Origin of the sequence: Paraburkholderia sp. MM5384-R2 (genome assembly GCF_014201025.1) — a bacterium.
In the GTDB taxonomy this organism is placed as follows: domain Bacteria; phylum Pseudomonadota; class Gammaproteobacteria; order Burkholderiales; family Burkholderiaceae; genus Paraburkholderia; species Paraburkholderia tuberum.
This window is the reverse complement of sequence record NZ_JACHDI010000017.1, coordinates 159,127-185,468: the sequence shown is the minus strand read 5'-3', so window position 1 is coordinate 185,468 and position 26,342 is coordinate 159,127. Positions and strand designations below refer to the sequence as shown.

The following is a 26,342-nucleotide window of genomic DNA, read 5'->3' as shown; positions in this document are numbered from 1 at the left end:
AGTCAGAAACCCCACCCGCCGCGGTGGGGTTTTTGCGTTTACGCGGCCGACTTTGCGCGCTTCACTACTTTCCGATCCGCGACGCATCCGCGTAATCCGGCGACTTCCGACGCGGTCGTCCAAAATCCGTGTCCTTCTGGCTCAGCCGGACAGCACCTCCTCCAAACACGCTAAGCCCGCTTACGCGCCGGCGCTCGATCGGGTCCCCCTGCGATAAAGCGGTCGAGTCTTTCGCTGGCCTCCGTAATTGCCCAAAGCGGAGCGCGATGCAGCTGCCGATCGTAGCTCGTTGCGATCGATGCAAAGAGCGCGAATCCCGCTTCGTCAAGTTTCCATTCGTTGCGTTCCCGACCTGCGTCGAACATCATCGCCGAGGCGCGGTCCGCGGCGTGGAGCTCTTCGTGGCTCATCGAGCCAAAGCCAGCATCAGCGAGGTAGCTGGTCAACAGCATGATCTGCGTGATCGTCTGCGCATCGCTCTTCGTACCGAGGCCGCGGCGCAGTGCGTCGAGCGACAGATGAACTCGCAACGCGAGATCGTCGGCGATCTGGCGCGCGATGGGCAACAGCATGGCTTTGGCATGCCGCGCGCGGGCGGCGCCAGTGTTGCGGAAAGGAATTGGTTGTGCCATGGAGGTCCGAGGGGTTTGCCTGAGCACATGCAATAACGGCGCGCTTCGCAAAAGGTTGAGCCTTCATTGCGTTTTAGCCGCTTCCTTCGACGAAAACGTTTGCTGGCGGCCACTTGCGCGCAGATTGCCGGCTCGTCGCGGTGTCCGTCGTCGAGCGAATTGGCACCTACATCGCCCGCGATGCGCCGTTCACTCCTCACGAATCCAGCGGCTTTGCTTCCTATGCTTGCCCACGGAAAGGCGTCGCGCCGCATTGCCACCTCGCGCGCGTCCGGCCATCTACCTCGGCGAAACCTCTCTATCATGACGATTGGAACAACCTCGGCCAGCAAGCCGGAACGGAGCAAGTTCCGCCGGCAAGCGCCATCCGGCTGTCTTCGACCCGAGATGCATCGATGCAGACTCATTCTTCCAACGTTGTCTCGACGCCCGCCGATTTGCGGATCGACGGCGCGCGGCTGTGGGACTGTCTCATGCAGTTCGCGCGGATCGGCGCGACCGACAAACGCGGTGTCTGCCGTCCAGCACTGACCGAACTCGACCGTGAGGCACGCGATCAGTTCATCGCGTGGACGAAGGAGATCGGCCGCACGGTGCCGGTCGACGCGATCGGCAATGTTTTCGCGCGGAGGACGGGGCTGCGTGACGATCTGCCGCCCATAATGACGCGCAGCCATCTCGACATGCAGCCGACCGGCGGCAAATTCGACCGCAATTATGGTGTGCTGGCAGGGCTGGAGGTGCTGCGCCCGCTGGCCGAGGCCAACGTGCAGACCATCGCGCCGCTCGAGGTTGCCATGTGGATCAACGAGGAGGGCTCGCGATTCTTGCCGGTGATGATGGGCTCCGGCGTGTTCGCCGGCGCATCCACGCTCGAGCACGCGCTAACGCAACGCGATCGCGACGGCGTAGCGGTGCGCGACGCGCTAGCGGCGATCGGCTATGCCGGCGAGCATCGCAAGTCGCACGCTGTCGGCGCATATTTCGAGGTGCATATCGAACAGGGGTCCGTGCTCGAAGCGCACGACAAGGTCATCGGCGTCGTGCAGGGCGCGCTAGGGCAGCGCTGGTACGACCTGACCGTGCACTGCATGGAAGCGCACGCGGGGCCGATGGCGCTGCGCCGCGACGCGCTGCTCGTCGCCGCGGATCCGATCCATGCGGTGAACCGTATCGCACTCGATCACGCGCCGCGTGGCCGTAGCACGGTCGGCTGGCTCGACGTGCGTTCAAACTCGCGCAACGTCATTGCGGGCCGCGTGAAATTCAGCGTCGACCTGCGCGCAGCCGATGACGCATCGCTCACTGCGATGGACCTCGCATGGCGTGTAGCGTGCGCGCAGGCGGGCAGCAATCGGGGCAACGCCGCCACCAACGCCGCCGCCGCCCGCGCGAGCAGCAGCTTGGACGCCCCCGTCACTATCGACATCGAGCAGGTCGTCTACTTCCCGCCGCAGCGATTCGCCGCGCAATGGATCGCCGAGGTCAGGCAGAGCGCGGAGCGGCTCGGTGTGTCGTCGATGGACGTGATCAGCGGCGCGGGCCACGACGCCGCCTATCTCGCGCGCGGCGCACCCGGCGCGATGATCTTCGTTCCCTGCAAGGACGGCATTAGCCACAACGAAATCGAGGACGCGCGCGCCGATCATCTGGAAGCCGGCTGCAATATGCTGCTGCAGGTGATGCCGAGCGCGGCGTCGAGAACCGGGAGCATGCGCGCATGAAGGTCCTGATCGCACGAATGAACCACGAGACCAACACGTTCTCGCCAGTAGAGACCCCGCTGGCCGCATTCGGCCGCAACGGTCCGAGCTACGGCCGCGCCGCGTTCGACGAAAACAAGGGCATGCAAACCGCGATGGCCGCGTTCATCGACGCCGCCGAGCGCGTGCATGCCGAAATCGTGACGCCGATCTCCGCCATGGCGAATCCGAGCGGGCCGGTCGACGCCGCCGCCTACGATACGATCTGCGACGCGATCGTGGCAGCCGCGACGGGCTGCGACGCGGTGATGCTCGATCTGCACGGCGCGATGGTCGCCGAGAACTCGACCGACGGTGAAGGCGATCTGCTCGGGCGCGTGCGTGCGTTGCTGCCGCACGCGCCGATCGCGGTCGCGCTCGATCTGCATGGCAACGTCACGCAAAAAATGATCGACAACGCCGACGTCATCGTCAGCTTCAAGACCTATCCGCACGTCGACATGTACGAGACTGGCGCACATGCGGCGCGCTTGCTGTTCGACATGATCGAGGGCCACGCGAAGCCGGTGATCGCGTGGCGTCAGCCGCCGCTGCTCACGCACACGCTGCGCAGCGCGAGCGTTGACGGCGCGATGAAACGCGCGCTCGATGCCGCGCGCGCCGCCGAGGCCGACGGCATGCTCGCGGTGTCGGTGCTGGCGGGCTTCTCGCTCGCCGATATCGAAGCGCCATGCATTAGCGTCGTCGTCGTGGGCAATGGCGAGCGCGCGGATGCGGAGGCGGTCGCCGAGCGCATCGCGCGGCAGATCTGGGACGAGCGCGACGATTTCGTCTATCGCAGCGCGCCGCTTGCCGAATCGGTCGCGCGGGCGGCGTCGCTGGCACGCGCCGCCGATAAACCGGTGCTAATGCTCGATCACGGCGACAACTGCATGTCGGGCGGCACCTGCGACACGATGGATTTGCTCGAGGAAGCGTTGAGGCAGGGCCTCGAAGGCATCGTCAGCGGGCCGTTGTGCGATCCGCAGGCGGTCGCGGCCCTGGCGGCCTCGGGTGTCGGTAGCACGGTCACGCTCGCGATCGGCAACAAGCTCACAAACGATGCACTGCCCTCGCGTTCGCCGCTTGCCCTGACCGGCGTCGTGCGCGCGCTGACCGACGGCGAATACGTGATCAGCGGCCCGACCTACACAGGCCAGCGCGCGTACATGGGGCGCGCGGCAGTGCTCGACACCGGCACGGTGAAACTCGTCGTGACCGAACGAACGCATGAGCCGTGGGATCTCGGCGTGTTTGAGAGCGTCGGCATCGATCCGCGCCGCGCGCGTTTTCTGCTGCTCAAATCACGCATGTATTGCCGGCCGGTTTTCGTGCCGATCGCGGAGGCACTCGTCGAATGCGATAGCCGCGGCGTCACGAGTTCGGACTATGGTCTGTTCACCTTCGAGCACGTGAAGCGGCCGGTTTATCCATTGGACCCTCACACCGAATGGACCGCGACGAACTGATCAACATGCATGCGTTTCGATAAGTCGCGGCAAGGGCTTGTGCAGCCCGCATTGAGTCTCTATAATTCGCGCCTCTAAAGGCTCGTAGCTCAGTTGGTTAGAGCACCACCTTGACATGGTGGGGGTCGTTGGTTCGAATCCAATCGAGCCTACCAACGCATCTGTGACGTAGACGAAAGCGGTTCCGCTTTCGTCTACGGTCCTGTCAAATCGATCCAGTCGTTCCCTTAGTTTCGCCGTTCGGCATCACGTCCCCTTCGTTGTTGTTGTCCGCTCGTGGCTCGAAGCTCGTGCACGTTCACGCGCGCGCTCGCCGTTGCGTCGTCGTTCGACAATGCGCGGTACAGTTAGACCTTCCGCTTTCGCCGCCGACCCGACTGCCGTTCCCATCGCATCTTCGATCATGCGATGCCGGCAGCATCCAACGGAGCTGACGCAATGAAGAAGCTCATCAACGATGTGTCCACCGTGGTCCCCGAGATGCTCGACGGGCTCATTGCGCTCAATCCCCAACTCTCGCTATTGCAAGGCGGCACGATCGTCTTGCGCGCCGATGCCCAGGCCGTGGCCGCGCGCGGCGAGGTCGCGCTGATCTCGGGCGGCGGCTCGGGCCACGAGCCCGCGCACGGCGGCTATGTGGGCCACGGCATGCTGAGCGCGGCGGTAGCCGGCGAGGTCTTCACCTCGCCCTCCACCGACGCCGTGCTCGACGCGATACGCGCGGTGGCCGGCCCCGCGGGCGCGTTGCTGATCGTCAAGAACTACACGGGCGACCGCTTCAACTTCGGCCTCGCGGCCGAAATCGCGCGCGCCGAGGGCATCCTCGTTGAGATGATGATCGTCGCCGACGACGTCGCGCTGAGCGCGAGCGGCGATCACGCGGGCCGTCGCGGACTCGCAGGCACAGTGTTGGTTCACAAGATCGCGGGCGCGGCGGCCGCGCGCGGTTTGCCGTTGGCCGAGGTCGCGCGACTCGCTCGGGAAGCGGCCGCGTCGCTCGGCACGATGGGCGTCGCGCTGACACCGTGCACGGTGCCGGCCGCGGGCAAGCCGGGCTTCGCGCTGGGCGATGGCGAAATCGAATGGGGCCTCGGCATTCATGGCGAACCCGGCGTGGCGCGCGGCGCGCTGGAGCCGGCCGACGCGATCGTCGGCAAGCTGCTTGCAAAGATCGTCGACGATCTCGCGTTGCAGGCGGGCGAGCGCGTCGCGCTGCTCGTCAACAATCTGGGTGGCACGCCGCCGAGCGAACTCAACGTGGTGGCTGGTGCCGCGCTGCGCGAGCTTGCCGGGCGCGGTATCGAAGTCGCGCGCGCGTGGGCCGGCACGTTCCTGAGCGCGCTCGAAATGGCCGGCGTCTCGCTGACGCTGCTGCGTATCGATGACGAACGGCTGAGCCTGCTCGACGCCGCCTCACAGACGAGCGCATGGCCTGCGCTGAGTGGCCGCGTCGCGCAGGTCGCGGTGCGTGCGGCGCCACCCGCGCCGCAAAGCGCGAGCGGCGCGACGCTCGCGCGTGACGCGACGCTGCGGCGCGCGATCGAAGCGGTCTGCGAGTGCCTGCTGGCAGCCGAGCCGACATTGACCGAAATGGACCAGCGCGTCGGCGACGGCGATCTCGGCATCAGCCTCGCGCGCGGCGCACGCGCGGTGCAGCTCGAGCTCGATTCCTACGCGTGCGCAACCACGCCGGGTGCGGTATTGCGCGGCATGTCGGCGACGCTGCGGCGGGTGGTGGGCGGCACGTCGGGTCCGCTGTACGCGGTGATGCTGCTGCGCGCGGCGGCCGCGCTCGAACAGTCGGGCGGGACCACCGCACGGCAATGGGCGACGGCGTTCAGCGCCGGTGTCGATGGGTTGATGGAACTGGGGGGCGCGAGGCCGGGCGATCGGACGATGGTCGATGCGCTGAGGCCCGCTGCCGACGCGCTGCACGACGCACTCGCTCAGGGAGCGTCGACGGATGCCGCATTGCAGGCCACCGTCGATGCGGCATGCGACGGCACGTCTCGTACCGCATCGATGCATCCGCGGCGCGGGCGTTCGAGCTATGTCGGCGAGCGCGCGCTCGGTCATATGGACCCGGGCGCGCATGCGGTCGCATTGTGGCTCGCGGCGATTCGCGACGCGCTTCCCGGTTAGGCGCAGGCGCACGCGAACGATACGGCGAACGCAAGGGACGAGGGCACTTTCGCAGCAGAGAAAAACTACGCCGCCGTCACGGCCGCAGCAGATCGAACCCCGCGAACGCCACGACGCCGCTCAGTGCGATCAGCGCCACCGAGTGCTGTCCAAGGTACAGCAGCCCGGCAGCGGACCAGCACGTGACAGCGAATGCGGCAATACGTTTCATGCTTCCTTCTTCTACGACTCGAGCTCAAAAACCGACTCAGAAGCCCAGCGTAACGGCCAGCAATCCACTGACGACACCGCCCACCGCCACTGCACAGGTCACCACCGTCAGCACGCGCCGCGGAAACGACCGCGCAAGCATCGCGAGCGACGGCACGCTGACGAGCGGCAGCGTCATCAGCAGCGCGCCGGCGGGGCCGGCGGCCATGCCGAATGACAGCATCGCCTGAATGATCGGCACTTCACCCGCGGTCGGAATCACGAACAGCGTGCCGGCGATCGACAGCGCGATGATCCACAGCAGGCTGTTGTCGACGTCCGGGCCGATGTGCGGAAACAGCCACGCGCGCGCCGCGCCGAGAATCAGCACCAGCGCGATGTATTCCGGCACGAGCCGCAGCGTCATGCGCCCCAGAATCGTGATCCAGCGCGAGAACGCGGTGCCTGGATCGTCGGCGCTGACCAGTTGCGCGACGGCCTCTCGCGATGCTTGCGCTTCCTGCGGCGTGACCATGCGGTTCACGACGTAGCCAAGGCCGAACACCATCACGATGCCGAGCGCGAGGCGCAGGCCCATCCACTGCCAGCCGAGCACGAAGCCCATGAAGATCAGCGTAGCGGGATTCAGCGCGGTGTTACCGAGCCAAAAAGCAATCGCCGCGCCCGGCGCCGCTTCACGCGCGCGCAGGCCCGCGACGACCGGCGCCGCGCAGCAGGTGCACATCATGCCCGGCAACGACATCAGGCCGCCTTTGACGACGCTGTTGAAGTCGGCACGGCCGAGCGCGCGCGCGACCCATTGCGGCGGAATCAGCGCCTGTACCGCGGAGCCGAGCAGCAGGCCGAGCACCATCGCCTGCCAGATTGCCTTGCCGTAAGCGAGCGCGAAGTCGATCGCGGCCTGCCATGAGGCCGCCGGCGCGCTCGCGGACGTGCCCATCAGGATCGACTTGCCGATCGAATGCTGGCTTGCGGCGACGAACGCTCGGTTGTAGTACGGAAACCACTTCACATAGAAGAGGCCGACGACGGCGATCAGCAGGAACACGATCCAGCCAAGCGTGACGCGGGGTTGCCGAAGGGTTGATTGCATGATGGTTGTTGAATGTCGTTGTGGATCAACCGACGACTAGCGTGCGGGTATCGAGCTGCGCGAGCAGCATTTTCGCCTGCTCGACGATGTCGGCGTCGTTCGGGCGGAAATCGAGTTGCAGCGCGCCCGGCAACTGTTCGAAATGCTGGCCGCTGCTGCGCGCGTATGCGGGATCGTAGTGCCGTTCGATCAGTTCGCGCGCGAGCTCGGCGCGCCGGTTCTCGTCGACGAGCCGCAGCCAGCCCGTGACCCGCTCGCGGCTGTGCAGACCGATCAACCGTTCCAGCTGTCCCTTGAAGTAATCGGGATGCTCGAACAGATGCGCGTAATCCTGCAACAGAAACGCCGCGCGGTCCTCGCTGCTCGAGCGCACCTCGACGCACGCGCCGCGATGAAACGTTTCGAGCAGCGCGAGCGGCAGCGTGACGGAGCCGATGCGCCGGCTTTCCGCCTCGACGAACACCGGCCGGTTCACGTCGAAGTCGCGCAGCGCGGTGACGAGCAGCGTGTCGAAACGCTTTTGCGACGGCTGCGCCACGCCCGCATACGCGCCGAGCAACGAGCCGCGATGCGAGGCGAGCGCCTCGAGGTCGAGCGTTTGCGCGCCGGCCTCATGCAGCGCCGACAGCAGCCGCGTCTTGCCGCTGCCGGTCGGGCCCACGAGCGCGATATAGCTGAAACGACGCGGCAGGGTTTCGAGCCTCTCCAGCGTGGCGCGCCGGTAGCTCTTGTAGCCGCCGTCGAGTTGCCGCGCCGACCAGCCGATCATGTTGAACAGCGTCGTGACCGAGCCCGAACGCTTGCCGCCGCGCCAGCAGTAGATCAGCGGGCGCCAGTTGCGCGGCCGGTCGGCGAACGTGGTTTCCAGATGATGCGCGATGTTGCGCGCGACTAACGCCGCGCCGAGCCGCGTGCCCTCGAACGGCGACACCTGCGTGTAGGTCGTGCCGACCAGCACGCGTTCCTCGTTGCTCAGCACTGGCGCGTTGGTCGCGCCCGGAATATGGTCTTCCTCGAACTCGAGCGGAGTGCGAACGTCGACGATTTCATCGAAATCGCCGGCTTTGTCGAGGCTGACTAGAAGACTTTTCAAGGGAGTAGGGACAAAAACGGACCGCGGGAAGACCGAAATTATCGCATGGGCAGCTCGTTCGGGCCGGTTATATGCGTCCTTCCCGGGTTCTCCAGTGACGTCCTTCGGCCGCCCACCTCAGATGACTTCGACCCGCGCTTCCCCGCTCACCAGCTCGCCGATCACCCGTGCGTCGGCAAAGCCATCGGCGCGGAACAGCGCGAGCACTTCGTCTACCGCTTCGGGCGAGCACGACACCAGCAGCCCGCCCGACGTCTGCGGATCGGTCAACAACGCGCGGCCGGCGGACGGCAAGGTGGCGGGCAGCACCACGTCGTGGCCGTAGGCATCCCAGTTGCGGCCCGATGCGCCGGTGAAAATGCCTGCTTGCGCGAGGCTCGCGACGTTCGGCAGCCACGGCAGGTCCGCGTAGCGCACGCGCGCGGTCAGCTTCGAGCCGCGTGCGAGTTCCAGCGTGTGGCCGAGCAGGCCGAAGCCGGTGATGTCGGTCAGCGCATGCACGCCGTCGAGCCGCGCCAGCTCGGCGCCCGGCCGGTTCAGCTTGGTGGTCGCGCCGATCATTGCCGCGTAGCCGGCCTCGTCGAGCCGGTCTTTCTTCAGTGCCGCGGACAGAATCCCGACGCCGAGCGGCTTGCCGAGGATCAGCACGTCGCCGGCCTGGCCGCCCGCGTTGCGCTTGACGCGCTTCGGATCGACGATGCCCAGCGCGACGAGGCCGTAAATCGGCTCGACCGAATCGATCGAATGGCCGCCCGCGACCGGGATGCCTGCTTCCGCGCAGACCGATTCGCCGCCTTTCAGCACGGCCGCGATCACGTCGTGCGGCAGCACGTTGATCGGCATGCCGACGATCGCGAGTGCCATGATCGGCTTGCCGCCCATCGCGTAGACGTCGGAGATCGCGTTGGTCGCGGCGATGCGGCCGAAGTCGAAGGGATCGTCGACGATCGGCATGAAGAAATCGGTGGTCGCGACGATCGCCTGGTCTTCGTTGAGCTTGTAGACGGCGGCGTCGTCGGCGGTGTCGTTGCCGACCAGCAGGTCGGGGAAGAATGGCAGCGGCGCGCTGCGCTTGAGCAGATCGGCGAGCAGGCCGGGCGCGATCTTGCAGCCGCAGCCGCCGCCGTGCGACAGGCTCGTCAGGCGGGGCGACTGGCTTGCTTGGACTTGGGTCATGGGGGCGAGAGTTGGGGTTCGTCGAATGACCGCATTATGAGGGTTGTTTTCGCACTGTGCAGCGTCGGCACGGGCGCAAACCGGTTCTATGCCGAACCCGTTTCGAACCCCGTTTTGCCGAGCGATAAACGGTTGCGTAAAAAATACTAATGCCGAAGGAAATGCAAGCGGCATGTACGCGCACGCGCGATGAAACGAATTCCTTACGTCACAACGCAATTCCGCGGCGCCCGGGTAGTTCATAGGAGCGCAATAGTCCGCCGATGAGGTCAGTGGTAGTCACTATTCGCGGATGCAGCATGAACGGTGCCGAGCAGCGGGAATAAATCGTGCCAGCAGGGTGCCGCCCTTTCAAGTGACTTTCGCATGTCCCATCTGCCGGGGTGGCGAATGCACTACGATGCATGTCGCGAAACGGCATCTATAATCAATTTTGTCCCCAAAAGAGCCGAGGCCATGCAATGACGCAATTGACTCGGCGACAATTCCTGAAGGTCTCTGCCACGACACTTGCCGGATCGAGCCTGGCCCTGATGGGCTTCTCGCCGACACCCGCGCTGGCCGAAGTCCGTCAGTACAAATTGTCGCGTGCGACTGAGACCCGCAACACCTGCCCGTACTGTTCGGTGGGCTGCGGCATCCTGATGTACGGTCTTGGCGACGAGGCCAAGAATGTGAAGACGAGCATCTTCCACATCGAGGGCGACCCCGACCATCCGGTCAATCGCGGCACGCTGTGCCCGAAGGGCGCGAGCCTGATCGACTTCATCCATAGCCCGAGCCGTCTGCGCTATCCCGAGTACCGCGCGGCCGGGGCGAGCGAGTGGAAGCGCATCTCGTGGGAAGACGCGCTAGACCGCATCGCGAAGCTGATGAAGGAAGACCGCGACGCGAACTTCGTCGAGACGACCGCGGACGGCAAGAAGGTCAACCGCTGGCTGACTACCGCCATGCTCGCGGCATCGGCCGGCAGCAACGAGGTGGGTTATCTGACGCACAAGACTGTTCGCAGTCTTGGCATGCTCGGATTCGACAATCAGGCGCGTGTCTGACATGGCCCGACGGTGGCAGGTCTTGCCCCGACGTTTGGCCGTGGAGCGATGACGAACCATTGGGTCGACATCAGAAACGCGGACGTGATTCTCGTAATGGGCGGCAATGCGGCCGAGGCACACCCATGCGGTTTCAAATGGGTCACCGAAGCCAAGGCGCACCGCAAGGCGCGTCTGATCGTGGTCGACCCGCGCTTTACGCGCACGGCGTCGGTCGCGGACTACTACGCGCAGATCCGTACCGGTACGGACATTGCGTTTCTCGGCGGGGTGATCAACTACCTGCTGACGAACGACAAGATCCAGCACGAGTACGTGAAGAACTACACGGACGTGCCGTTCATCGTGCGCGAGGATTTCGCGTTCAAGGACGGCCTGTTTTCCGGCTACCACGCCGACACGCGCAGCTACGACAAGGCCTCGTGGGACTACGAGCGCGGCGATGACGGCTTCGCCAAGGTCGATCCGACGCTGCAGGACCCGCGCTGCGTCTATCAGCTGATGAAGCAGCACTACTCGCGCTACACGCCCGAGCAGGTCGAGAAAATCTGCGGCACGCCGAAGGAGAAGTTCCAGCACGTGTGCGAGATGCTCGCGTCGACGTCGGTGCCTGGGCGCGCGGCCACGATCATGTACGCGCTCGGCTGGACGCATCACTCGGTCGGCTCGCAGATCATCCGCACCGGCGCGATGGTGCAGCTGCTGCTCGGCAACATCGGCATCGCGGGCGGCGGCATGAACGCGCTGCGCGGCCATTCGAACATCCAGGGCCTGACGGATCTCGGCCTGATGTCGAACCTGCTGCCGGGCTACATGACGCTGCCCATGGAAGCGGAGCAGGACTTCGACGCCTACATCGCGAAGCGCGCCAAACAGCCGCTGCGGCCGAACCAGCTGAGCTACTGGCGCAACTATCGCGCGTTCCACGTGAGCTTCATGAAATCGTGGTGGGGCGACAAGGCGACCGCCGACAACAACTTCGCTTTCGACTATCTGCCGAAGCTCGACAAGTCCTACGACCTGCTGCAGGTCTTCGAGCTGATGAATCAGGGCAAAATGACCGGCTACATCGCGCAGGGCTTCAATCCGCTTGCCGCCGCGCCGTTCAAGGCGAAGAACGGCGCGGCGCTGGCCAAGCTGAAGTGGCTCGTGATCATGGATCCGCTCGCGACCGAAACGTCGGAGTTCTGGAAGAACTACGGCCCGTTAAACGACGTCGACAGCGGCTCGATCCAGACCGAGGTGTTTCGTCTACCGACCACCTGCTTCGCCGAGGAACGCGGCTCGCTCGTTAGTTCGAGCCGGGTGCTGCAGTGGCATTGGCAGGGCGCGGACGGTCCCGGCGAAGCGAAGAGCGACCTCGATATCATGGCGGGGCTGTGGCTGCGTATTCGCGACGCTTATCGCAAGGACGGCGGCAAGTATCCCGATCCGATCCTGAACATGAGCTGGCCGTATGCGAACCCGGAAAGCCCGACGCCCGAAGAACTCGCGATGGAGTACAACGGCAAGGCGCTCGCGGACGTCACCGATCCGAAGGACACGACCAAGGTGCTCGCGAAGAAGGGCGAGCAGCTCGCGAGTTTCGCGCTGCTGCGCGACGACGGCTCGACCTCGAGCGGCTGCTGGATCTTCTGCGGCGCGTGGACCCAGGCGGGCAACCAGATGGGCCGCCGCGACAACTCGGACCCGACCGGCATCGGCAACACGCTGAACTGGGCCTGGGCATGGCCGGTGAACCGGCGGGTTCTGTACAACCGCGCGTCGTGCGATCTCAGCGGCAAGCCGTTCGATCCGACGCGCAAGCTGATCGCGTGGAACGGCAGCAGGTGGTCGGGCGCCGACATTCCGGACTTCAAGGTCGACGAGCCGCCCGAAGACGGCATGAATCCGTTCATCATGAATCCGGAAGGCGTGGCTTGCTTCTTCGCGCGCGAAGCTATGGTGGAAGGGCCATTCCCCGAGCACTACGAGCCGTTCGAAACGCCGCTCGGCTACAACCCGCTGCATCCGGACAACAAGTTGGTCGTCAGCAATCCTGCGGCGCGCGTGTTCCCGGACGACATGGCCACGTTCGGCACGCACGAGAACTTCCCGCATACGGCGACCACCTATCGTCTGACCGAGCATTTCCACTACTGGACCAAACACGCGCGTCTGAACGCGATCATCCAGCCCGAGCAGTTCGTCGAGATTGGCGAAGACCTCGCGAAGGAGATCGGCGTGGTAGCCGGCGACCGGGTCAAGGTGAGCTCGAACCGCGGGCACCTGGTGGCCGTCGCGGTCGTGACGAAGCGGATCAAACCGCTGATGATCGAAGGCAAGAAGGTGCAGACCGTCGGGCTGCCGCTCCATTGGGGCTTCAAAGGGATCGCGAGGCCGGGCTATCTCATCAATACGCTGACGCCCCCGGTGGGCGACGGGAATTCGCAGACACCGGAATTCAAGTCGTTCCTCGTCAAGGTCGAAAAGGCATAAGGAAAAGAGATGGCACTGCAATCACTGGACATCAGACGCGTTTCGGCCACCACCACGCAGCCGCCGGTGATTCGCGAGCCGGCCACCGGCACGGTCGCGAAGCTCATCGACGTGTCGAAGTGCATCGGCTGCAAGGCGTGTCAGACGGCTTGCATGGAGTGGAACGATCTGCGCGACGAGATCGGCGTGAACGTGGGCGTCTACGACAATCCGCCCGATCTCACCGAGCATTCGTGGACCGTCATGCGGTTTGCCGAGTACGAGAATTCAGCCGGCGATATCGAATGGCTGATCCGCAAGGACGGCTGCATGCACTGCGAGGACCCGGGCTGTCTGAAGGCCTGTCCGGCGCCGGGCGCGATCGTGCAGTACACGAACGGCATCGTGGATTTCCACCAGGAGAACTGCATCGGCTGCGGCTTCTGCATCGCCGGCTGCCCGTTCGACATACCGCGTATGTCGAAGAAGGATCACCGCGTATACAAGTGCACGCTGTGTTCGGATCGTGTGGCGGTCGGCCAGGAGCCGGCCTGCGTGAAGACCTGCCCGACCGGCGCGATCATGTTCGGCACCAAGGAGGACATGAAGCAGCAGGCCGAGGACCGCATCGTCGATCTGAAGGAGCGCGGTTTTCAGAACGCTGGCCTGTATAACCCGGACAAGGTCGGCGGCACGCATGTGATGTACGTGTTGCACCACGCCGACCGGCCGTCGCTGTATCACGGCCTGCCGGACGATCCGCGCATCAGTCCGCTGGTCTCGTTGTGGAAGGGCATCGCCAAGCCGATCGGGCTCGCCATTATGGGGATCGCCGCGCTCGCGGGCTTCTTCCACTACACGCGCGTCGGCCCGAACGAGGTGTCCGAGGCCGACGAAGCCGCAGCCGTCAAGGAAGCCGAAGAAGCACGCCGTTCGCGGGAGGGTAGGCAATGAACCACTCTGAGCACACCGACTTCACGGACGTAAAGGGCAACCGCCTGATCGTGCGCTATACGCCGAACGAGCGCACGAATCATTGGATCACCGCGATCTGTTTCATCCTGCTTGCGCTGTCCGGTCTCGCGCTGTTCCATCCGTCGATGGCGTTTCTGTACGTGGTACTCGGCGGCGGGCAGTGGACGCGGATTCTGCATCCGTTCATTGGCTGCGTGATGTTCGTCTCGTTCCTGATTCTTGCGTTGCGCTTCTGGCATCACAACTATCTGGACCAGGTGGATATCCAGTGGATGAAGCAGATCGGCGACGTGCTGAACAATCGCGAGGAACGCCTGCCCGCAATCGGCAGGTACAACGCCGGGCAGAAGCTGCTGTTCTTCGTGATGGTGATCTGTATGCTGCTGCTGTTGCTGAGCGGCATCGTGATCTGGCGGCGCTACTTTTCGTTCTATTTCCCGATTGGTGTGATCCGGCTCTCGGCGCTCGTGCATGCCGTGACGGCATTCCTGCTGATCGTCGGCATCATCGTGCATATCTATGCGGCGCTGTGGGTCAAGGGCTCCATAGGTGCGATGACGCGCGGCACCGTTACCTACGGCTGGGCGCGCAAGCATCATCCGAACTGGTTCAGGGAAATCATCGGCAAGTAAAGTATGTTCAATCGGCGCTGCCCCAGCGCATGTTTCAATGCGCCGCACGCAGCGCCCCTCGCACCGGGCCGCCGCGCCTCGTCGATGACGGGCGGCGGCCCTTCAGTTTTCAGAGGTCGATATCTTGACTCAACGCATTCTCGAAGCCGCCGACATCGAGTCGCTCGATCCCTCGGCAATACCCCGCATCCGCATGCCCGAGCGGCTCGCGGTGTTCGCGCCGCGCGCCGCGCGCCTGCGTCAGCTCGCCTCGCGCGGCAATCCGATCGCCGGCTACCTGCGGCTGATGGCGGCGCTCGCCGATGCGCAGCAGGCGGTGCTCGCGCACTTCAAGGCCCAGCCACCGAGCCCCGAGCTGATCGCGAGCGCGCAGCAGTATTCGATGCCGCTGATTCCGGCGCTGTCCGGCGCGCGCGATCCGGCGTGGCGCGACGTGCTGCTACAACTGCTCGACAAGACCGAAGCGACGGGTCCGTTGACGCCGCCGCTCGTGGCGTTGTTCGCGCGCCTGCGCTCGCTCGACGTCGCCGCGCTCGAAGCGCAGGCCGACGCGATCTTCGCGCAGCGCTTCGCCGACGTCGATCCGGCGAGCGCGCCGTTCATCATGGCCGCGCTGCAGGTCGTATGGACCGACCTCGCCGCCGACATCGACAAGCGCGCCGTACCGTACCTCGACACACCGGGCCTGTGCCCGGTGTGCGGCTCGCATCCGGTGGCGAGCACGCTGCGCATCGGCGGCGCGTACGACAACTATCGCTATCTGCAATGCGGATTGTGCGCGACCGAATGGCATATGGTCCGTAGCAAATGCTCGAACTGCGATTCGACGAAGGGCATCGCGTACCAGGTAGCCGGCTCGCCCGACGCCGACGCAGCCGCGCGCGAGGCCGAATCGAAAAACGCCGCGCTGAAGGCGGAGTCGTGCGACGAATGCCATACTTACCGCAAGATCGGCATTCAGGCGAAGGACTACGAGTTCGATCCATTCGCGGACGACCTCGCGAGCATCACGCTCGATCTGCTGATGGGCGCGGAAGGTTACCGGCGCGCGTCGCCGCATCCATGGCTGTGGCCGGAGCAGACGGCCGGCGCGGCCGAAACGGAGGGCGACGAGTCGGCCTGACGGCGACCTGACCGGAGCCAAGTTCAAAACGACATAAGGATTGCTCGTGAGCGATGTGAGCAGCTCGGCATTGCGCGCGCTGATGGCGCGCGTGCCGTCGGTGGACAAGGTGTTGGCGTCGGAACAATTCGTGCCGCTCATCGGCGCATACGGCCGCACCCAGGTTCTCAACGCGCTGCGCGACGCGCTCGATGCGTGGCGCATCAGCGCGCAATCGGGCGATGCGGCGGCCAACCCGGCGGTGAGCGCGCTCGATACCGCGCAGCTGCATGCGACGGTCGCCGCGGCGCTGCTCGCGCGTAACGCGTCGCGGCTGCGCAGCGTGTTCAATCTGACCGGCACCGTGTTGCACACGAACCTCGGCCGCGCGCTGCTGCCCAATGAGTCGGTGCGCGCGGTGATGAGCGCGCTCACGCAACCGGCCAACCTCGAGTTCGATCTCGCCACCGGCACGCGCGGCGACCGCGACGATCTGATCGACGATCTGATCTGCGAGCTGACCGGAGCCGAAGCGGCGACCATCGTCAATAACAATGCCGCCGCGGTGCTGCTCACGCTGTCCGCGCTCGCGGCGAAGAAGGAAGTGGTGGTGTCGCGCGGCGAACTCGTCGAAATCGGCGGCGCGTTTCGCATTCCCGACATCATGAGCCGCGCGGGCGCGAAGCTGCGCGAAGTCGGCACGACGAACCGCACCCATCTGAAGGACTATGAACAGGCGATCAACGCGCGTACCGCGCTGCTGATGAAAGTCCACGCGAGCAACTATGCGATCAGTGGCTTCACGAAGGAAGTCGGCATCGAAGAGATCGCGCCGCTCGCGCACGCGCGCGGGCTTGCGGTCGCCGTCGATCTCGGCAGCGGTACGCTCGTCGATCTCGCCGAATGGGGCTTGCCGCGCGAGCCGACGGTGCGCGAGACCGTCGCGGCCGGCGCCGATCTGGTCACGTTCAGCGGCGACAAGCTGCTCGGCGGCCCGCAGGCCGGGTTGATCGTCGGGCGGCGCGATCTGATCGCGAAGATCAAGAAGCATCCGCTGAAGCGCGCACTGCGGGTCGGCAAGCTGACACTCGCGGCGTTGGAGCCTGTGCTCCAGCTGTATCGCGCGCCGGAGAAGTTGACGGAGCGGCTGACCACGCTACGGCTTCTCACGCGGCCCGCCGAAGATATTCACGGCGCCGCGCAGCGCGTGTTACCGGCGCTACAGCAGGCGATCGACGCGCGCTACAGCGTGGCCGCGGAGCCGATGTTCAGCCAGATCGGCAGCGGCGCATTGCCCGTCGACGTGCTGCCGAGCTATGGCCTCGTCATCAGGATGACCGACGGCAAGCGCGGCGGCCGTCATCTGCTCGCGCTCGAAAAGCAGTTGCGCGAGATGGCGCGGCCGGTGCTCGGCCGGATCGCGGACGACGCGTTGCGGCTCGATCTGCGCTGCCTCGAAGCCGCCGACGAAGCGCAATTGATCGCACAGCTGATCGCGCAACCGAAAAGCAACTGAAGGACGGGCACGCATGATCGTCGGTACTGCTGGGCATATCGACCACGGTAAAACGAGCCTCGTGAAGGCACTCACCGGCGTCGACACGGACCGGCTCAAGGAAGAAAAAGCGCGCGGCATTTCGATCGAGCTCGGCTACGCGTACGTGCCGCTCGACAACGGCGACGTGCTCGGTCTGATCGACGTGCCGGGCCACGAAAAGCTCGTGCATACGATGACCGCGGGCGCGAGCGGCATCGACTTCGCGCTGCTCGTAATCGCCGCCGATGACGGCGTGATGCCGCAAACGCGCGAACATCTGGCGATCGTCGAACTGCTCGGCATCCGGCGCGGCGCAATCGCGTTGACGAAAGTGGATCGCGTCGACGACGAGCGCCTGTGCGAAGTGCGCGATGAAGTGAGTGTGTTCGTCGCTGGCAGCGTGCTGCGCGACGCGCCGGTATTCGATACCTGCGCGACGCGCGCGGGCGATGCGGGCGTCGCCGCGCTGAACGCGCATCTGCGCGAGCAGGCCGCCGCATGGCGCATGAAGCGCGACGACGGCCTGTTCCGCCTCGCCGTCGATCGCGTGTTCACGCTCGCGGGGCAGGGCACGATCGTCACCGGGACCGTGGTGGCGGGCAGCGTGAGCGTCGGCGACACGATGCTGCTCGCGCCGAAAAACGAATCGGTGCGCGTGCGCAGCATCCACGCACAGAATCGCCCCGCCGAAACCGGTCGCGCCGGCCAGCGTTGCGCGCTGAATCTGGCGGGCATCGAGAAGAGTGCGATCGAGCGCGGCGACTGGATCGTCGATCCGCGACTGTCGCAAGCGAGCGAGCGCATCGACGTCGCGTTGACGCTGCTCGCCGACGCGCCGCACGCGCTCGAACATTGGGAGCCGCTGCACGTGCATCTCGGCACGCAGCATCAGGTTGCGCATGTCGCGCTGCTCGAAGGCGACACGCTCGCGCCCGGTCAGCGCGCGCGCGTGCAACTCGTGTTCGAGCTGCCGCTGTGCACGGTGCCGGGCGATCGCTTCGTCGTGCGTAACGCTCAGGCCAATCGCACGGTGGGCGGCGGGCACGTGCTCGATGCGTTCGCTCCGGCGCGCAAGCGGCGCTCGCCGGAACGCTTCGGCTGGCTCGACGCGATGCAGTCGCTGCTCGACACCGGCTCACTCGACGCGCTGTTCGCTCGCGCGCCGCACGGTTTGTCGCGGGCGTTGCTGGAGCGCCTGACCGGGATGCCGGCGGCGGCGCTCGCGTTGCCCGCCGCGACACGCACGATCGAACTGCCGGGCCATGACGCGCTGCTGGTCGCGGACGCGACATGGCACACGCTCGAGGGGCGCCTGACGAGTGCGCTCGCGCAATATCACGAGCGTTCGCCCGACGAACTCGGCCCGGACGTTTCGCGCTTGCGGCGCATCGCGGCGCCACTGGTCGACGACGCGCTGTGGCGCGCGCTGGTCGACGATGCGGCGGCGCGTGGCGAGCTCGTCAGACTCGGACCGTGGCTGCATTTGCCCGGCCACGCCGTGACGCTCGACGCCGCCGATCAGGCGCTTGCCGCGACGCTGCTGCCCGAGATCGAGGCGGGGCGTTTCGATCCGCCGTGGGTGCGCGAGCTCGCGAACGCGCACGGTGTGCCGGAGGAGCGCGTGCGTCAGTTGCTGCGCAAGCTCGCGCGTCAGGGCGAGCTGTTCCAGGTCGTGCATGACCTGTTCTACCACCAGCAGGTGATTCGCGAACTTGCGTCGATCGCGGCGGCGGAGGCGCACAAGAACGGCGGCACCGTGGCGGCCGCGCCGTTTCGCGACGCGACCGGGCTCGGCCGAAAACGCGCGATCCAGCTTTTGGAGTTCTTTGACCGGGTTGGGTATACTCGCTTCCACCGTGGCCTGCACCTCGTGCGCACGGATAGCCGCTGGCTCGATCTGCCTTGATCTGGCTGGCGGTCTGTTTCTATCGGGCTCGCGTCATTCAATCACCGTAGGAAGGCATTCGTATCCGGTGGTGCGGCTGGGCTTCAAACCCAGTTGAGGGCGTCAGACGCTCTCGGGTCGGTTCGACTCCGGCTGCCTTCCGCCAGTCATCGCTTCCCGGGTGTGCCGGTACCTTTTAGGTGCAGTCGCGCAATCGAGCAGACGAAGCAGATGTGTGTGAGTCTGCGCAAGGTGACAGGCGCAAACGTGCGCTCGTGGGCCGCGTTGCCATCGGGTCGCACGTTCAGGAACAGTTGTCTTCATGTCACGCCCCGGGGCGTGGGTGGCGCGCGAATCGGCGCGGTCCGCGCAAGGATATCGGTGATGATCATCGCGAGCGAACATGGTCGTGGAGTCCGCCTGGCTGACCGTGAAGCCGCCGTCCGCATTGATATCCGACGCTGTTGCAGACGCCGCATCGGGGTTCAAGTCGGCATCACGACCTTGGCGCCGGCCTCGGCGAGCAGTCGCGCAGTCTCGCGACCGAGACCTTGCGCAGAGCCGGTAACAACGGCGGTCTTGCCCGTGAGATTGGACCTCTGCGCGAGGTGCGCGCCGATCTGTGTTTCACTAAACATGGAATGCTCCGTTTTGAGTGTCGATGAAGGTCGCGCTGTTCGGTTCGCTTCAGTCTCCAGCCGCACAGGAGGTGGATGCGGGCAAGCCTTGTCGTCGCGGCCGCGCGCCTCGGAAACACGCGACTGATCGATAACCTGGAAGTTTGAGCTTCCCATGCATAGCTTTGCCGCCGCACTTTGGGACGTTTGAAATGGTAGAGCCGGAAATTGCGATACGTTGCGTGTGGAACTCGAACGGCTGTTGGTCGATGTGCTACGGATAGGCACAAAGCAACGGCTGTATTCGATAGCGCTGTCCACTGCGAAAATCGAAGGCGATTGAATTTGGTGACGATCTCGACTATGCGCAGGAGGCGACATTCATTCATGCTTGCCCGGCAGGATTTTCAAAACGCTGGGTGTGGTCGGTACCGGAACAATGGGTAAAGGCATCGCGCAGCTCGCCGCTGTTGCGAGTCTCAATGTGGTCATGATCGAGGTCAATGAGATGGCGCTCTCAAAGGGCCTGTCAACAATGACGGCGAATCTCGGTCGGCTCGTCGCCAAAGAAAAGCTCAACGCGGCCTCGCGTGATTCTGCGCTTGCCCGCATTGAAACTTCCACTGATTACCAGTGCCTCTCAACGGCGGACATTATTATCGAAGCGGCGACTGAGAACGTTGATCTGAAGGTTCGCATCCTGAAGCAAATCGAGTCGGTGGCGCGCGCCGATGCGATCATGGCATCGAACACGTCGGCGATTTCGATCACCGCATTCGGTGCCGTGCTTGCTGAACGAGACCATCACCAATAAGGTGACCCTAGCTCGCCGCCGTCCATTTTTCAGCGGGTTCCCTTGTTTGCGCTTTCGTTCCTGGGCAATTGCGTCAGCCGCATGCCGCGCAGAACGGTCAAATAGGATTCGTTTAATCCATTCCTTGATAAATATCGTGCTCGATCCGAACGATCTGTCGATGTTCGTCCAGGTCGTCCGCGCCCGGTTCATCTGTTTTCCGGCAAACGCGCGTCATTGCGGCCTGAGGTGCAGATCGTTGCTCACGGATTGCACCCCCGGCACGCCGCGCGTCACGGCAAGCGCTTTCTGAATCTGTGCCTCCGAATCCACGTATCCTGACAACTGCACGACGCCTCGATACGTCGCGACGCTCATCGGCAAGGGTCTCAGTTCCGGGTTCGCGACGAGCGCCTGTTTCACCCGGGCGGCGAGCGCAGCGTCGTCAGCGGCGATCTTCCCCGGCGCGGTCAAGGGCGGCGTCACCGTGGACTTACAGCCGCTGGTGAACACGAACGCTGGCAATGCGAACGCCGCGACGATCAGCAATCGGCTTTTGATGTATGGCGCGTTTCGCATGTCGGCTATGAAATCCTGATTCGATAAGCGCTAAATGGTGGGCTGAAAAGCGGGCCGAGTGGCGAAGGGATACTGCGCGTCTCGGCTTACAAGCTACCTGTATTGGCAGGGCAACCCTTCGCGTCGATTTGGCGAGGCGAATCAGGCGTAGCAATTGCGCAGGTACGAGAGAACGAGTATCTGACTATCGCCATTGCAGTTTCCCACGAACTGCATACGTTAGCCGAAGACGGTATCTGAAGAAGTTTTCCCATGTCTGAGCCTGTCAATCCTCCCAATACCCGGGCGAGCGGGTTTCAAGGTGTCACGCGGAGGGTCGCACTGTCATCGGTCCGCTGGTCAAAGCGCCGCACGGGGGCAACGAAGACCCTTGAAGCGCCCCACCAGAAGTCTGATGTCCCGGCATAAAGCCTATCTGCATGCCCATTTTCTAAAGAGATCGCGGAATCTGCCGATAAACAGGTCATCGTACAACATCGGGTTGAAAAGCGGCATGAGAAACGTATCGGTTCGAAATAGTCTCCTGACTGTCTTCCTGATCTTTGCGGCGATGATTTTGCTGGGCGGCGTGATCGGTGTCGCCACGCTCAGCCGCGCGAATGCCAATCTCAACCGCATCCATCAGATTGCGACGCAGGAAATTCTCGTCAACGACGCATACAAGGACTCCACACGCACTCGAGCCGCGTTGACACGAGCCTACTCAGCTCTAAAGGAGCGCAACGACGAGACGACGCGAGACTCGGCATTGAAGAGCGCCGAAACGACGATGAACCGGGCGGCTGCGGAAACCGAGTCGTTTCGAAGCGCCGCCGTTTTTCGTGGCCAGGACGACGGGTTGAAGCAGCAGTTGATCGAATCGTCAGTCAATCTCGCCGCGATTCTGAAGAAAGCCTCCGACGCTCTGCGTGCCGGCGATACGAACGCCTACGCCGCTATCAACGATCACGACATTACGTCAACCGGTGTGGCGTATTCGGTGAATGTCGAGAAATTCCAGAGCATGGCTAACACGTTGTCGAACGATGCCATCGCGCAGGTCGATCGCGAATATACGTGGGTCGTCAGCCTGGTCATTTTCGGAGTGAGCGCGGTGCTGGTCCTGATCGTCGCTGCGCATTTCGCGCTGCGGCGCATCGTGACGACTCCGCTGAACGATGCCGCCAATCTGCTCGATCGAATCGCGGCGAATGATCTGACAGCGCGCATCCCCGAGGCGAGCGGCAACGAGATCGGTCAGCTATTCGCGGCGATGCAGCGGATGCAGCGTGGTTTGGCTCAGACAGTGGCGAACGTGCGCAACAGTTGCGAGGCCATTTACGGCGGCGCGCGCGAGATTGCCGCGGGCAATGTGGATCTGTCGAGCCGCACAGAGCAGCAATCAGCGGCACTGGAAGAAACCGCGGCCAGCATGGAGCAATTGACGTCCACCGTCAAACAGAACGCGGATAACGCGCAGCAGGCAAGCGCACAGGCTTCGAGCGCAGCCGATGTCGCCGAGCATGGCGGCGAAGTGGTCGAGCGCGCCATCGAGACAATGAATTCAATCAGCCAGAGTTCGCGGAGGATCGCCGAGATCACCGGGATGATCGACAGCATCGCATTTCAGACCAATATCCTTGCGCTGAATGCGGCGGTCGAATCGGCACGGGCCGGTGAGCAGGGACGCGGCTTCGCCGTGGTCGCAAGCGAAGTTCGCAGTCTAGCTCTGCGCAGCGCGGACGCCGCCCGAGAGATCAAGGCGTTGATCGGCGCCTCGGTCGAGGACGTGGCTAACGGCAATAGCCTGGTCGCGCAGGCGGGTCAGTCGATGAAGGAGATTGTTAGCGCCGTGCGCGGCGTGGCCACCATCATGAATGAAATCAAGGCAGCAACGATCGAGCAGAGCACGGGCATCGAACAGGTCGGCCAGGCGGTTACGCAGATGGACCAGGTGACTCAACAGAATGCGGCACTCGTCGAAGAAGCCGCCGCTGCCGCGAGCGCGCTCGAACAGCAGGCGCAGTCAATGACGAATGCAGTCTCGGCATTCCGCCTCGCCGCGCAATAGAAGCTCCGATTGACCGACGCAAAGCGCTGGTCGATTCAGACAATCTAAACCATTTCTAACTGGGGTATGAACATGAACGTTAAAGGCGTGCTGGGCGCCACCGCAATTCTGATTGCCGGTGCTTCCCTCTCCTGCGTGTCACAGGCCGCGACGTACGCATATGTATCGAATGCAGATAGTCAGGATATCTCGGTTTTCAGTCTCGACAAGTCGAACGGCTCGCTTGCGCCCGTGGAGACTGTGTCTGTCGGTGCAACGGTGATGCCGATGGCGTTTTCGCCGGATCACCTTCGGCTCTACGCAGGACTGCGCTCGAAGCCTTATCGCGTGGTGAGCTTTGCGGTCAATCCGCTCGATGGCCGGCTGCTCGAACTCGGCAGGGCGCCGCTTGCGGATAGCATGGCGTATATCTCGACGGACGCAAACGGCCGTTACCTCTTTTCCGCGTCATATGGCGGCAATCTTCTGGCGGTGAACCAGATCGGCGCGGATGGTGTGGTCGGCAACGTACAGCAGACCGTCAAGACCGGCCCGATGGCTCATGCGATCCGCAACGCTCCGGACAACCGTTTCGTATTCGCGTCGGTTCTCGGCGCGGATGCCTGGCTTCGTCTCAAGTTCGACGCCTCGAATGGGCAGTTGACCGAAGACACCGCGCCCGCCTATTCGTTGCCGCCGAAATCGGGACCACGTCACTTCGTATTCTCGCCGGATCATCGCTTCACGTACCTGATCGATGAACTCGACGGCAAGGTGCACGTACTCGCCTTCGATAGCACCCGCGACACCGTCAAGCCGGTCGAAACAGTCTCGATCCTGCCGCCCGATTTCTCCGGCGGCAAGCCATGGGGGGCCGATCTCCACCTGACCCCGGACGGGCGATTCCTGTTTGCATCGGAGCGCACATCGAGCACGCTCGCGGCGTACAAGGTGAACGCTGCCTCCGGCAAGCTGACGCGTATCGGTACATACCAGACGGAAAAGCAACCGCGTGGATTCAATATCGATCCGTCCGGCAAGTACTTGCTGGCTGTCGGGCAATTATCGACGAGCCTTAGCGTTTACAACATCGATCGTAAGACTGGCAAGTTGAGTGCGATCGGACAGTATCCGGTCGGCAAGGGCGCGAACTGGGTTGAACTCGTGGAGTTTGATGGCACAAACGCCGATTGAGGTTTGATTCCCGGATCGCCGTGCGGTGAGCATGGCGTTCCTGCTTCGGCTTTCACTGGGCGCCACAATTTGTGTTTTGTCGGCGGTGATGCGTCCAGTCTTCCGAGAGGTGGCGCTGCCTTGGAAAGCACCCGGCGCCCCGTTGCAGAACGTCAGGCTTTCTGTGTGTTCCGCGACTTTTGCGGTTTTCCGCGGCAACTTTGCATAATCTCGAGCTTTGCATAAGCGGCCAATCCGGCCATTCGAGAAGCCATGATTTTGCGTGGCAGCGAACGGCCGCTATAGAGAAGGTCGACCCTCCACTTACGGCCACTCTGAACCACTCGAACCAGATTTGCCACGGTCTCATTGCGGGCCGACAGGATGTGCCGCATGGTTCCGGGCGACGGGAGGGCATGCCCGCGATGAAGATCATTAGCCGCGCTCACGCACCACATCGCTGCGGTTCCACCATCCCCCGCCGACAGCCTGAAAGAGTGCGACGGTATCGGAATACCGAGTGGCCTGAGTCTGGACGAGGCTGATGCGGGCCTGCTGGTACGTCCGTTGCGCGTCGAGCAGCGCAAGATAGCTGATCGCGCCAACGTGGAACTCGCGCTGGGACACAGCGAGGCTGTCCGCCGCCGCCCGCTCGGCTGCTGCCTCGGCCACCACTGCGTCCGCATCTGATTGCAGCGCTCGCAACGCATCAGCAACGTTCTGAAACGCCGAGATGACGGTGTTGCGATACTGCGCCGCTGCTGCATCGAAAGCGTCAATTGCGGCGCGGCGCCGGTGCAGCAACGTTCCACCTTCGAAGAGGGGCTGCGTGAGTCCCGCTCCCAGGTTCCAGATCGCGCTTCCCGGCGAAAACAGCGCATCGTTGGTCTCGCTGCCATAGGCGGCGCTGAGCGTGAGTTGCGGCAACATATTGGCGGTGGCGACGCCGATCTCTGCGCTTGCGGCGTGCAGTTGCGCTTTCGACGCGCGAATGTCCGGACGCTGCTCGACGAGTGTCGACGGCAGGCTGACCGGCAACGTGTCGGGCAACTGCAGCGACGCGAGATCAAACGTCTCGACCAGCTCGTCACTCGGGAAGCGGCCAAGATAGGCCGTGAGCTGATTGCGGGTCAGCGCCAGTTGCTTTTGCAGCGGCGGCAACTGCGCGCGTGTTTGCGCCAGCGTGGCCGCCTGCGCGAGTACCGCCGCATTGGCGACGGCGCCGATCGCGAATTGCCGTTTCAATCCCGCGAGTTGCTGCGTCTCGATGTCGACGATCTCCTCTGTGGCTGCAATCTGCGCCCGCAACGAAGCCTCCTGTACGGCGGCCGTGGCGACGTTCGACGTCAAGCTCAGATAGCTCGCCTCGAGTTCGAAGCGTTCGTACTCGGCTTGCGCGGCGAGCGATTCGATCTGCCGGCGCGTACCGCCCCAGATGTCGAGCAGGTAGGTGACGCTCACCGAGGCGTTGTTGAGCCTGAAAACCGGCACCGTAGTCGAGATCCCGAACGGCGAGCCCGAAATCTTCTCGCGAGCAGTCGAGATGTCCGCGCTCACCGTCGGGAACAGCGCCCCTTGTGCTGCGTAAAGCGCTTCGTTGGCCTCGCGAAGGGTGGCCTGCGCCGCCTGCAGGCTCGGGTTGGCCTCAAGCGCACGTTCTACGAGTGCGTTCAGCGCAGCCGAGTGGAATAGCGTCCACCATTGCCCCGGAATGTCGAGAGCTTGCACGAAGCGCTGCGCCTCGCCGCCGTGGACGTCCGACGCGACGGTTCGCTCCGGCAGCGGCTCCCGCGTATAGCCGCTGACCTGCGGCGGCCCGGGTGGCGCGAAGTCAGGTCCGACTTCGCAGCCGCCAAGCAGCGTCGCCGCCGAAAGCGCCGCGCAGGCGGCGCTGCGGCAACATGCTGCCCGGGGGTGACGCGCAAAGCCGGGGTTCGATGTCATTGCTGCGCGG

General features: G+C 64.3%; 19 protein-coding genes, 2 tRNA genes and 1 pseudogene. 14 read left to right on the top strand and 8 right to left on the bottom strand.

Going from position 1 to position 26,342, the window contains the following annotated elements; genetic code table 11:
- Positions 1-170: 170 nt before the first annotated feature.
- Positions 171-632, bottom strand: a complete 462-nt coding sequence (locus HDG37_RS25070) for a hypothetical protein (protein WP_184052223.1) — start codon at positions 630-632, stop codon at positions 171-173.
- A 395-nt stretch (positions 633-1,027) separates the two neighbouring features.
- Between HDG37_RS25070 and HDG37_RS25065 the strand changes: the two genes are divergently transcribed.
- The 4 genes from HDG37_RS25065 to dhaK all read left to right on the top strand — a co-directional run bounded on the left by HDG37_RS25065 (position 1,028) and on the right by dhaK (position 5,985).
- Positions 1,028-2,356 (top strand): Zn-dependent hydrolase, encoded by a 1,329-nt coding sequence (locus tag HDG37_RS25065; protein ID WP_184052209.1) that lies wholly within the window; start codon positions 1,028-1,030, stop codon positions 2,354-2,356.
- Positions 2,353-3,843: a M81 family metallopeptidase gene (locus tag HDG37_RS25060; protein ID WP_184052207.1), complete on the top strand. Its 1,491-nt coding sequence runs from the start codon at positions 2,353-2,355 to the stop codon at positions 3,841-3,843. Before HDG37_RS25065 ends, HDG37_RS25060 begins: the two co-directional genes overlap by 4 nt.
- A 78-nt stretch (positions 3,844-3,921) precedes the next feature.
- Positions 3,922-3,998 (top strand) — tRNA-Val (locus HDG37_RS25055).
- 283 nt (positions 3,999-4,281) lie between these two features.
- Positions 4,282-5,985 (top strand): dihydroxyacetone kinase subunit DhaK, encoded by a 1,704-nt coding sequence (gene dhaK, locus HDG37_RS25050; RefSeq protein ID WP_184052205.1) that lies wholly within the window; start codon positions 4,282-4,284, stop codon positions 5,983-5,985.
- 76 nt (positions 5,986-6,061) lie between these two features.
- Here the strand turns inward: dhaK and HDG37_RS39480 are convergent, their stop codons facing one another.
- From HDG37_RS39480 to selD, 4 genes are all read right to left on the bottom strand, one after another.
- Positions 6,062-6,196 carry a hypothetical protein gene (locus HDG37_RS39480; protein ID WP_143037237.1) on the bottom strand — a complete coding sequence of 45 codons (135 nt, stop codon included), beginning with the start codon at positions 6,194-6,196 and terminating at the stop codon, positions 6,062-6,064.
- A gap of 36 nt (positions 6,197-6,232) precedes the next feature.
- Entirely contained in the window at positions 6,233-7,288 is a 1,056-nt protein-coding gene (locus tag HDG37_RS25045) for a permease (RefSeq protein ID WP_184052203.1), read from the bottom strand.
- 25 nt (positions 7,289-7,313) lie between these two features.
- Positions 7,314-8,381: a tRNA 2-selenouridine(34) synthase MnmH gene (mnmH, locus tag HDG37_RS25040; protein WP_184052202.1), complete on the bottom strand. Its 1,068-nt coding sequence runs from the start codon at positions 8,379-8,381 to the stop codon at positions 7,314-7,316.
- A 117-nt stretch (positions 8,382-8,498) separates the two neighbouring features.
- Positions 8,499-9,557, bottom strand: coding sequence for a selenide, water dikinase SelD (selD, locus tag HDG37_RS25035; protein ID WP_184052201.1), 1,059 nt, complete (start codon positions 9,555-9,557; stop codon positions 8,499-8,501).
- Positions 9,558-10,018: 461 nt separating this feature from the next.
- On the opposite strand from selD, the gene fdnG reads away from it, so the two are divergent.
- The 7 genes from fdnG (at position 10,019) to HDG37_RS25000 (ending at position 19,363) form a co-directional block, all read left to right on the top strand.
- Positions 10,019-13,087: a formate dehydrogenase-N subunit alpha gene (gene fdnG / locus HDG37_RS25030; protein ID WP_184052199.1), complete on the top strand. Its 3,069-nt coding sequence runs from the start codon at positions 10,019-10,021 to the stop codon at positions 13,085-13,087.
- A gap of 9 nt (positions 13,088-13,096) precedes the next feature.
- Positions 13,097-14,020 (top strand): formate dehydrogenase subunit beta, encoded by a 924-nt coding sequence (gene fdxH, locus HDG37_RS25025; RefSeq protein WP_090808548.1) that lies wholly within the window; start codon positions 13,097-13,099, stop codon positions 14,018-14,020.
- Positions 14,017-14,673: a formate dehydrogenase subunit gamma gene (locus tag HDG37_RS25020; RefSeq protein WP_184052197.1), complete on the top strand. Its 657-nt coding sequence runs from the start codon at positions 14,017-14,019 to the stop codon at positions 14,671-14,673. The genes fdxH and HDG37_RS25020 overlap by 4 nt, the downstream gene beginning before the upstream one ends.
- Before the next feature lie 124 nt (positions 14,674-14,797).
- Positions 14,798-15,796: a formate dehydrogenase accessory protein FdhE gene (gene fdhE, locus HDG37_RS25015; protein WP_184052195.1), complete on the top strand. Its 999-nt coding sequence runs from the start codon at positions 14,798-14,800 to the stop codon at positions 15,794-15,796.
- A 46-nt stretch (positions 15,797-15,842) separates the two neighbouring features.
- Entirely contained in the window at positions 15,843-17,291 is a 1,449-nt protein-coding gene (selA, locus tag HDG37_RS25010; RefSeq protein ID WP_184052193.1) for an L-seryl-tRNA(Sec) selenium transferase, read from the top strand.
- 13 nt (positions 17,292-17,304) lie between these two features.
- On the top strand, positions 17,305-19,218 hold the full coding sequence (gene selB / locus HDG37_RS25005; RefSeq protein ID WP_184052191.1) for a selenocysteine-specific translation elongation factor: 1,914 nt from the start codon (positions 17,305-17,307) through the stop codon (positions 19,216-19,218).
- A 49-nt stretch (positions 19,219-19,267) separates the two neighbouring features.
- A tRNA-Sec gene (locus tag HDG37_RS25000) sits at positions 19,268-19,363 on the top strand.
- Positions 19,364-19,682: 319 nt separating this feature from the next.
- Here the strand turns inward: HDG37_RS25000 and HDG37_RS24995 are convergent.
- Complete coding sequence (locus HDG37_RS24995) at positions 19,683-19,835, bottom strand: SDR family NAD(P)-dependent oxidoreductase (protein ID WP_184052189.1); 153 nt, start codon at positions 19,833-19,835, stop codon at positions 19,683-19,685.
- 382 nt (positions 19,836-20,217) lie between these two features.
- Here HDG37_RS24995 and HDG37_RS24990 point away from each other — a divergent pair.
- Positions 20,218-20,610, top strand: a pseudogene (locus HDG37_RS24990) (3-hydroxyacyl-CoA dehydrogenase NAD-binding domain-containing protein); the annotation flags it as partial.
- Between the two features lie 231 nt (positions 20,611-20,841).
- Here the strand turns inward: HDG37_RS24990 and HDG37_RS24985 are convergent.
- Positions 20,842-21,186 carry a BON domain-containing protein gene (locus tag HDG37_RS24985; RefSeq protein ID WP_184032291.1) on the bottom strand — a complete coding sequence of 115 codons (345 nt, stop codon included), beginning with the start codon at positions 21,184-21,186 and terminating at the stop codon, positions 20,842-20,844.
- 493 nt (positions 21,187-21,679) lie between these two features.
- On the opposite strand from HDG37_RS24985, the gene HDG37_RS24980 reads away from it, so the two are divergent.
- The gene (locus HDG37_RS24980) at positions 21,680-23,236 is read left to right on the top strand and encodes a methyl-accepting chemotaxis protein (RefSeq protein WP_184052221.1); all 1,557 of its coding nucleotides are present in this window, start codon (positions 21,680-21,682) and stop codon (positions 23,234-23,236) included.
- 66 nt (positions 23,237-23,302) lie between these two features.
- A complete protein-coding gene (locus HDG37_RS24975; protein WP_409260244.1) occupies positions 23,303-24,409 on the top strand; it encodes a lactonase family protein in 1,107 nt (368 codons plus the stop codon).
- 414 nt (positions 24,410-24,823) lie between these two features.
- On the opposite strand, the gene HDG37_RS24970 is transcribed toward HDG37_RS24975, so the two are convergent.
- Positions 24,824-26,332: an efflux transporter outer membrane subunit gene (locus HDG37_RS24970; protein ID WP_184052185.1), complete on the bottom strand. Its 1,509-nt coding sequence runs from the start codon at positions 26,330-26,332 to the stop codon at positions 24,824-24,826.
- Positions 26,333-26,342 lie beyond the last annotated feature (10 nt).

What these genes read in the sequence shown, in the direction of transcription:
- HDG37_RS24980 (WP_184052221.1), top strand. Translation starts at nt 21,680, where the DNA reads ATGAGAAACGTATCGGTTCGAAATAGTCTCCTGACTGTCTTCCTGATC.
- HDG37_RS25020 (WP_184052197.1), top strand. Translation starts at nt 14,017, where the DNA reads ATGAACCACTCTGAGCACACCGACTTCACGGACGTAAAGGGCAACCGC.
- HDG37_RS25045 (WP_184052203.1), bottom strand. Translation starts at nt 7,288, where the DNA reads ATGCAATCAACCCTTCGGCAACCCCGCGTCACGCTTGGCTGGATCGTG.
- HDG37_RS25070 (WP_184052223.1), bottom strand. Translation starts at nt 632, where the DNA reads ATGGCACAACCAATTCCTTTCCGCAACACTGGCGCCGCCCGCGCGCGG.
- HDG37_RS24975 (WP_409260244.1), top strand. Translation starts at nt 23,303, where the DNA reads ATGAACATGAACGTTAAAGGCGTGCTGGGCGCCACCGCAATTCTGATT.
- HDG37_RS24995 (WP_184052189.1), bottom strand. Translation starts at nt 19,835, where the DNA reads ATGTTTAGTGAAACACAGATCGGCGCGCACCTCGCGCAGAGGTCCAAT.
- fdxH (WP_090808548.1), top strand. Translation starts at nt 13,097, where the DNA reads ATGGCACTGCAATCACTGGACATCAGACGCGTTTCGGCCACCACCACG.
- HDG37_RS24970 (WP_184052185.1), bottom strand. Translation starts at nt 26,332, where the DNA reads ATGACATCGAACCCCGGCTTTGCGCGTCACCCCCGGGCAGCATGTTGC.
- HDG37_RS39480 (WP_143037237.1), bottom strand. Translation starts at nt 6,196, where the DNA reads ATGAAACGTATTGCCGCATTCGCTGTCACGTGCTGGTCCGCTGCCGGG.
- selB (WP_184052191.1), top strand. Translation starts at nt 17,305, where the DNA reads ATGATCGTCGGTACTGCTGGGCATATCGACCACGGTAAAACGAGCCTC.
- dhaK (WP_184052205.1), top strand. Translation starts at nt 4,282, where the DNA reads ATGAAGAAGCTCATCAACGATGTGTCCACCGTGGTCCCCGAGATGCTC.
- HDG37_RS24985 (WP_184032291.1), bottom strand. Translation starts at nt 21,186, where the DNA reads ATGCGAAACGCGCCATACATCAAAAGCCGATTGCTGATCGTCGCGGCG.
- selD (WP_184052201.1), bottom strand. Translation starts at nt 9,557, where the DNA reads ATGACCCAAGTCCAAGCAAGCCAGTCGCCCCGCCTGACGAGCCTGTCG.
- HDG37_RS25065 (WP_184052209.1), top strand. Translation starts at nt 1,028, where the DNA reads ATGCAGACTCATTCTTCCAACGTTGTCTCGACGCCCGCCGATTTGCGG.
- HDG37_RS25060 (WP_184052207.1), top strand. Translation starts at nt 2,353, where the DNA reads ATGAAGGTCCTGATCGCACGAATGAACCACGAGACCAACACGTTCTCG.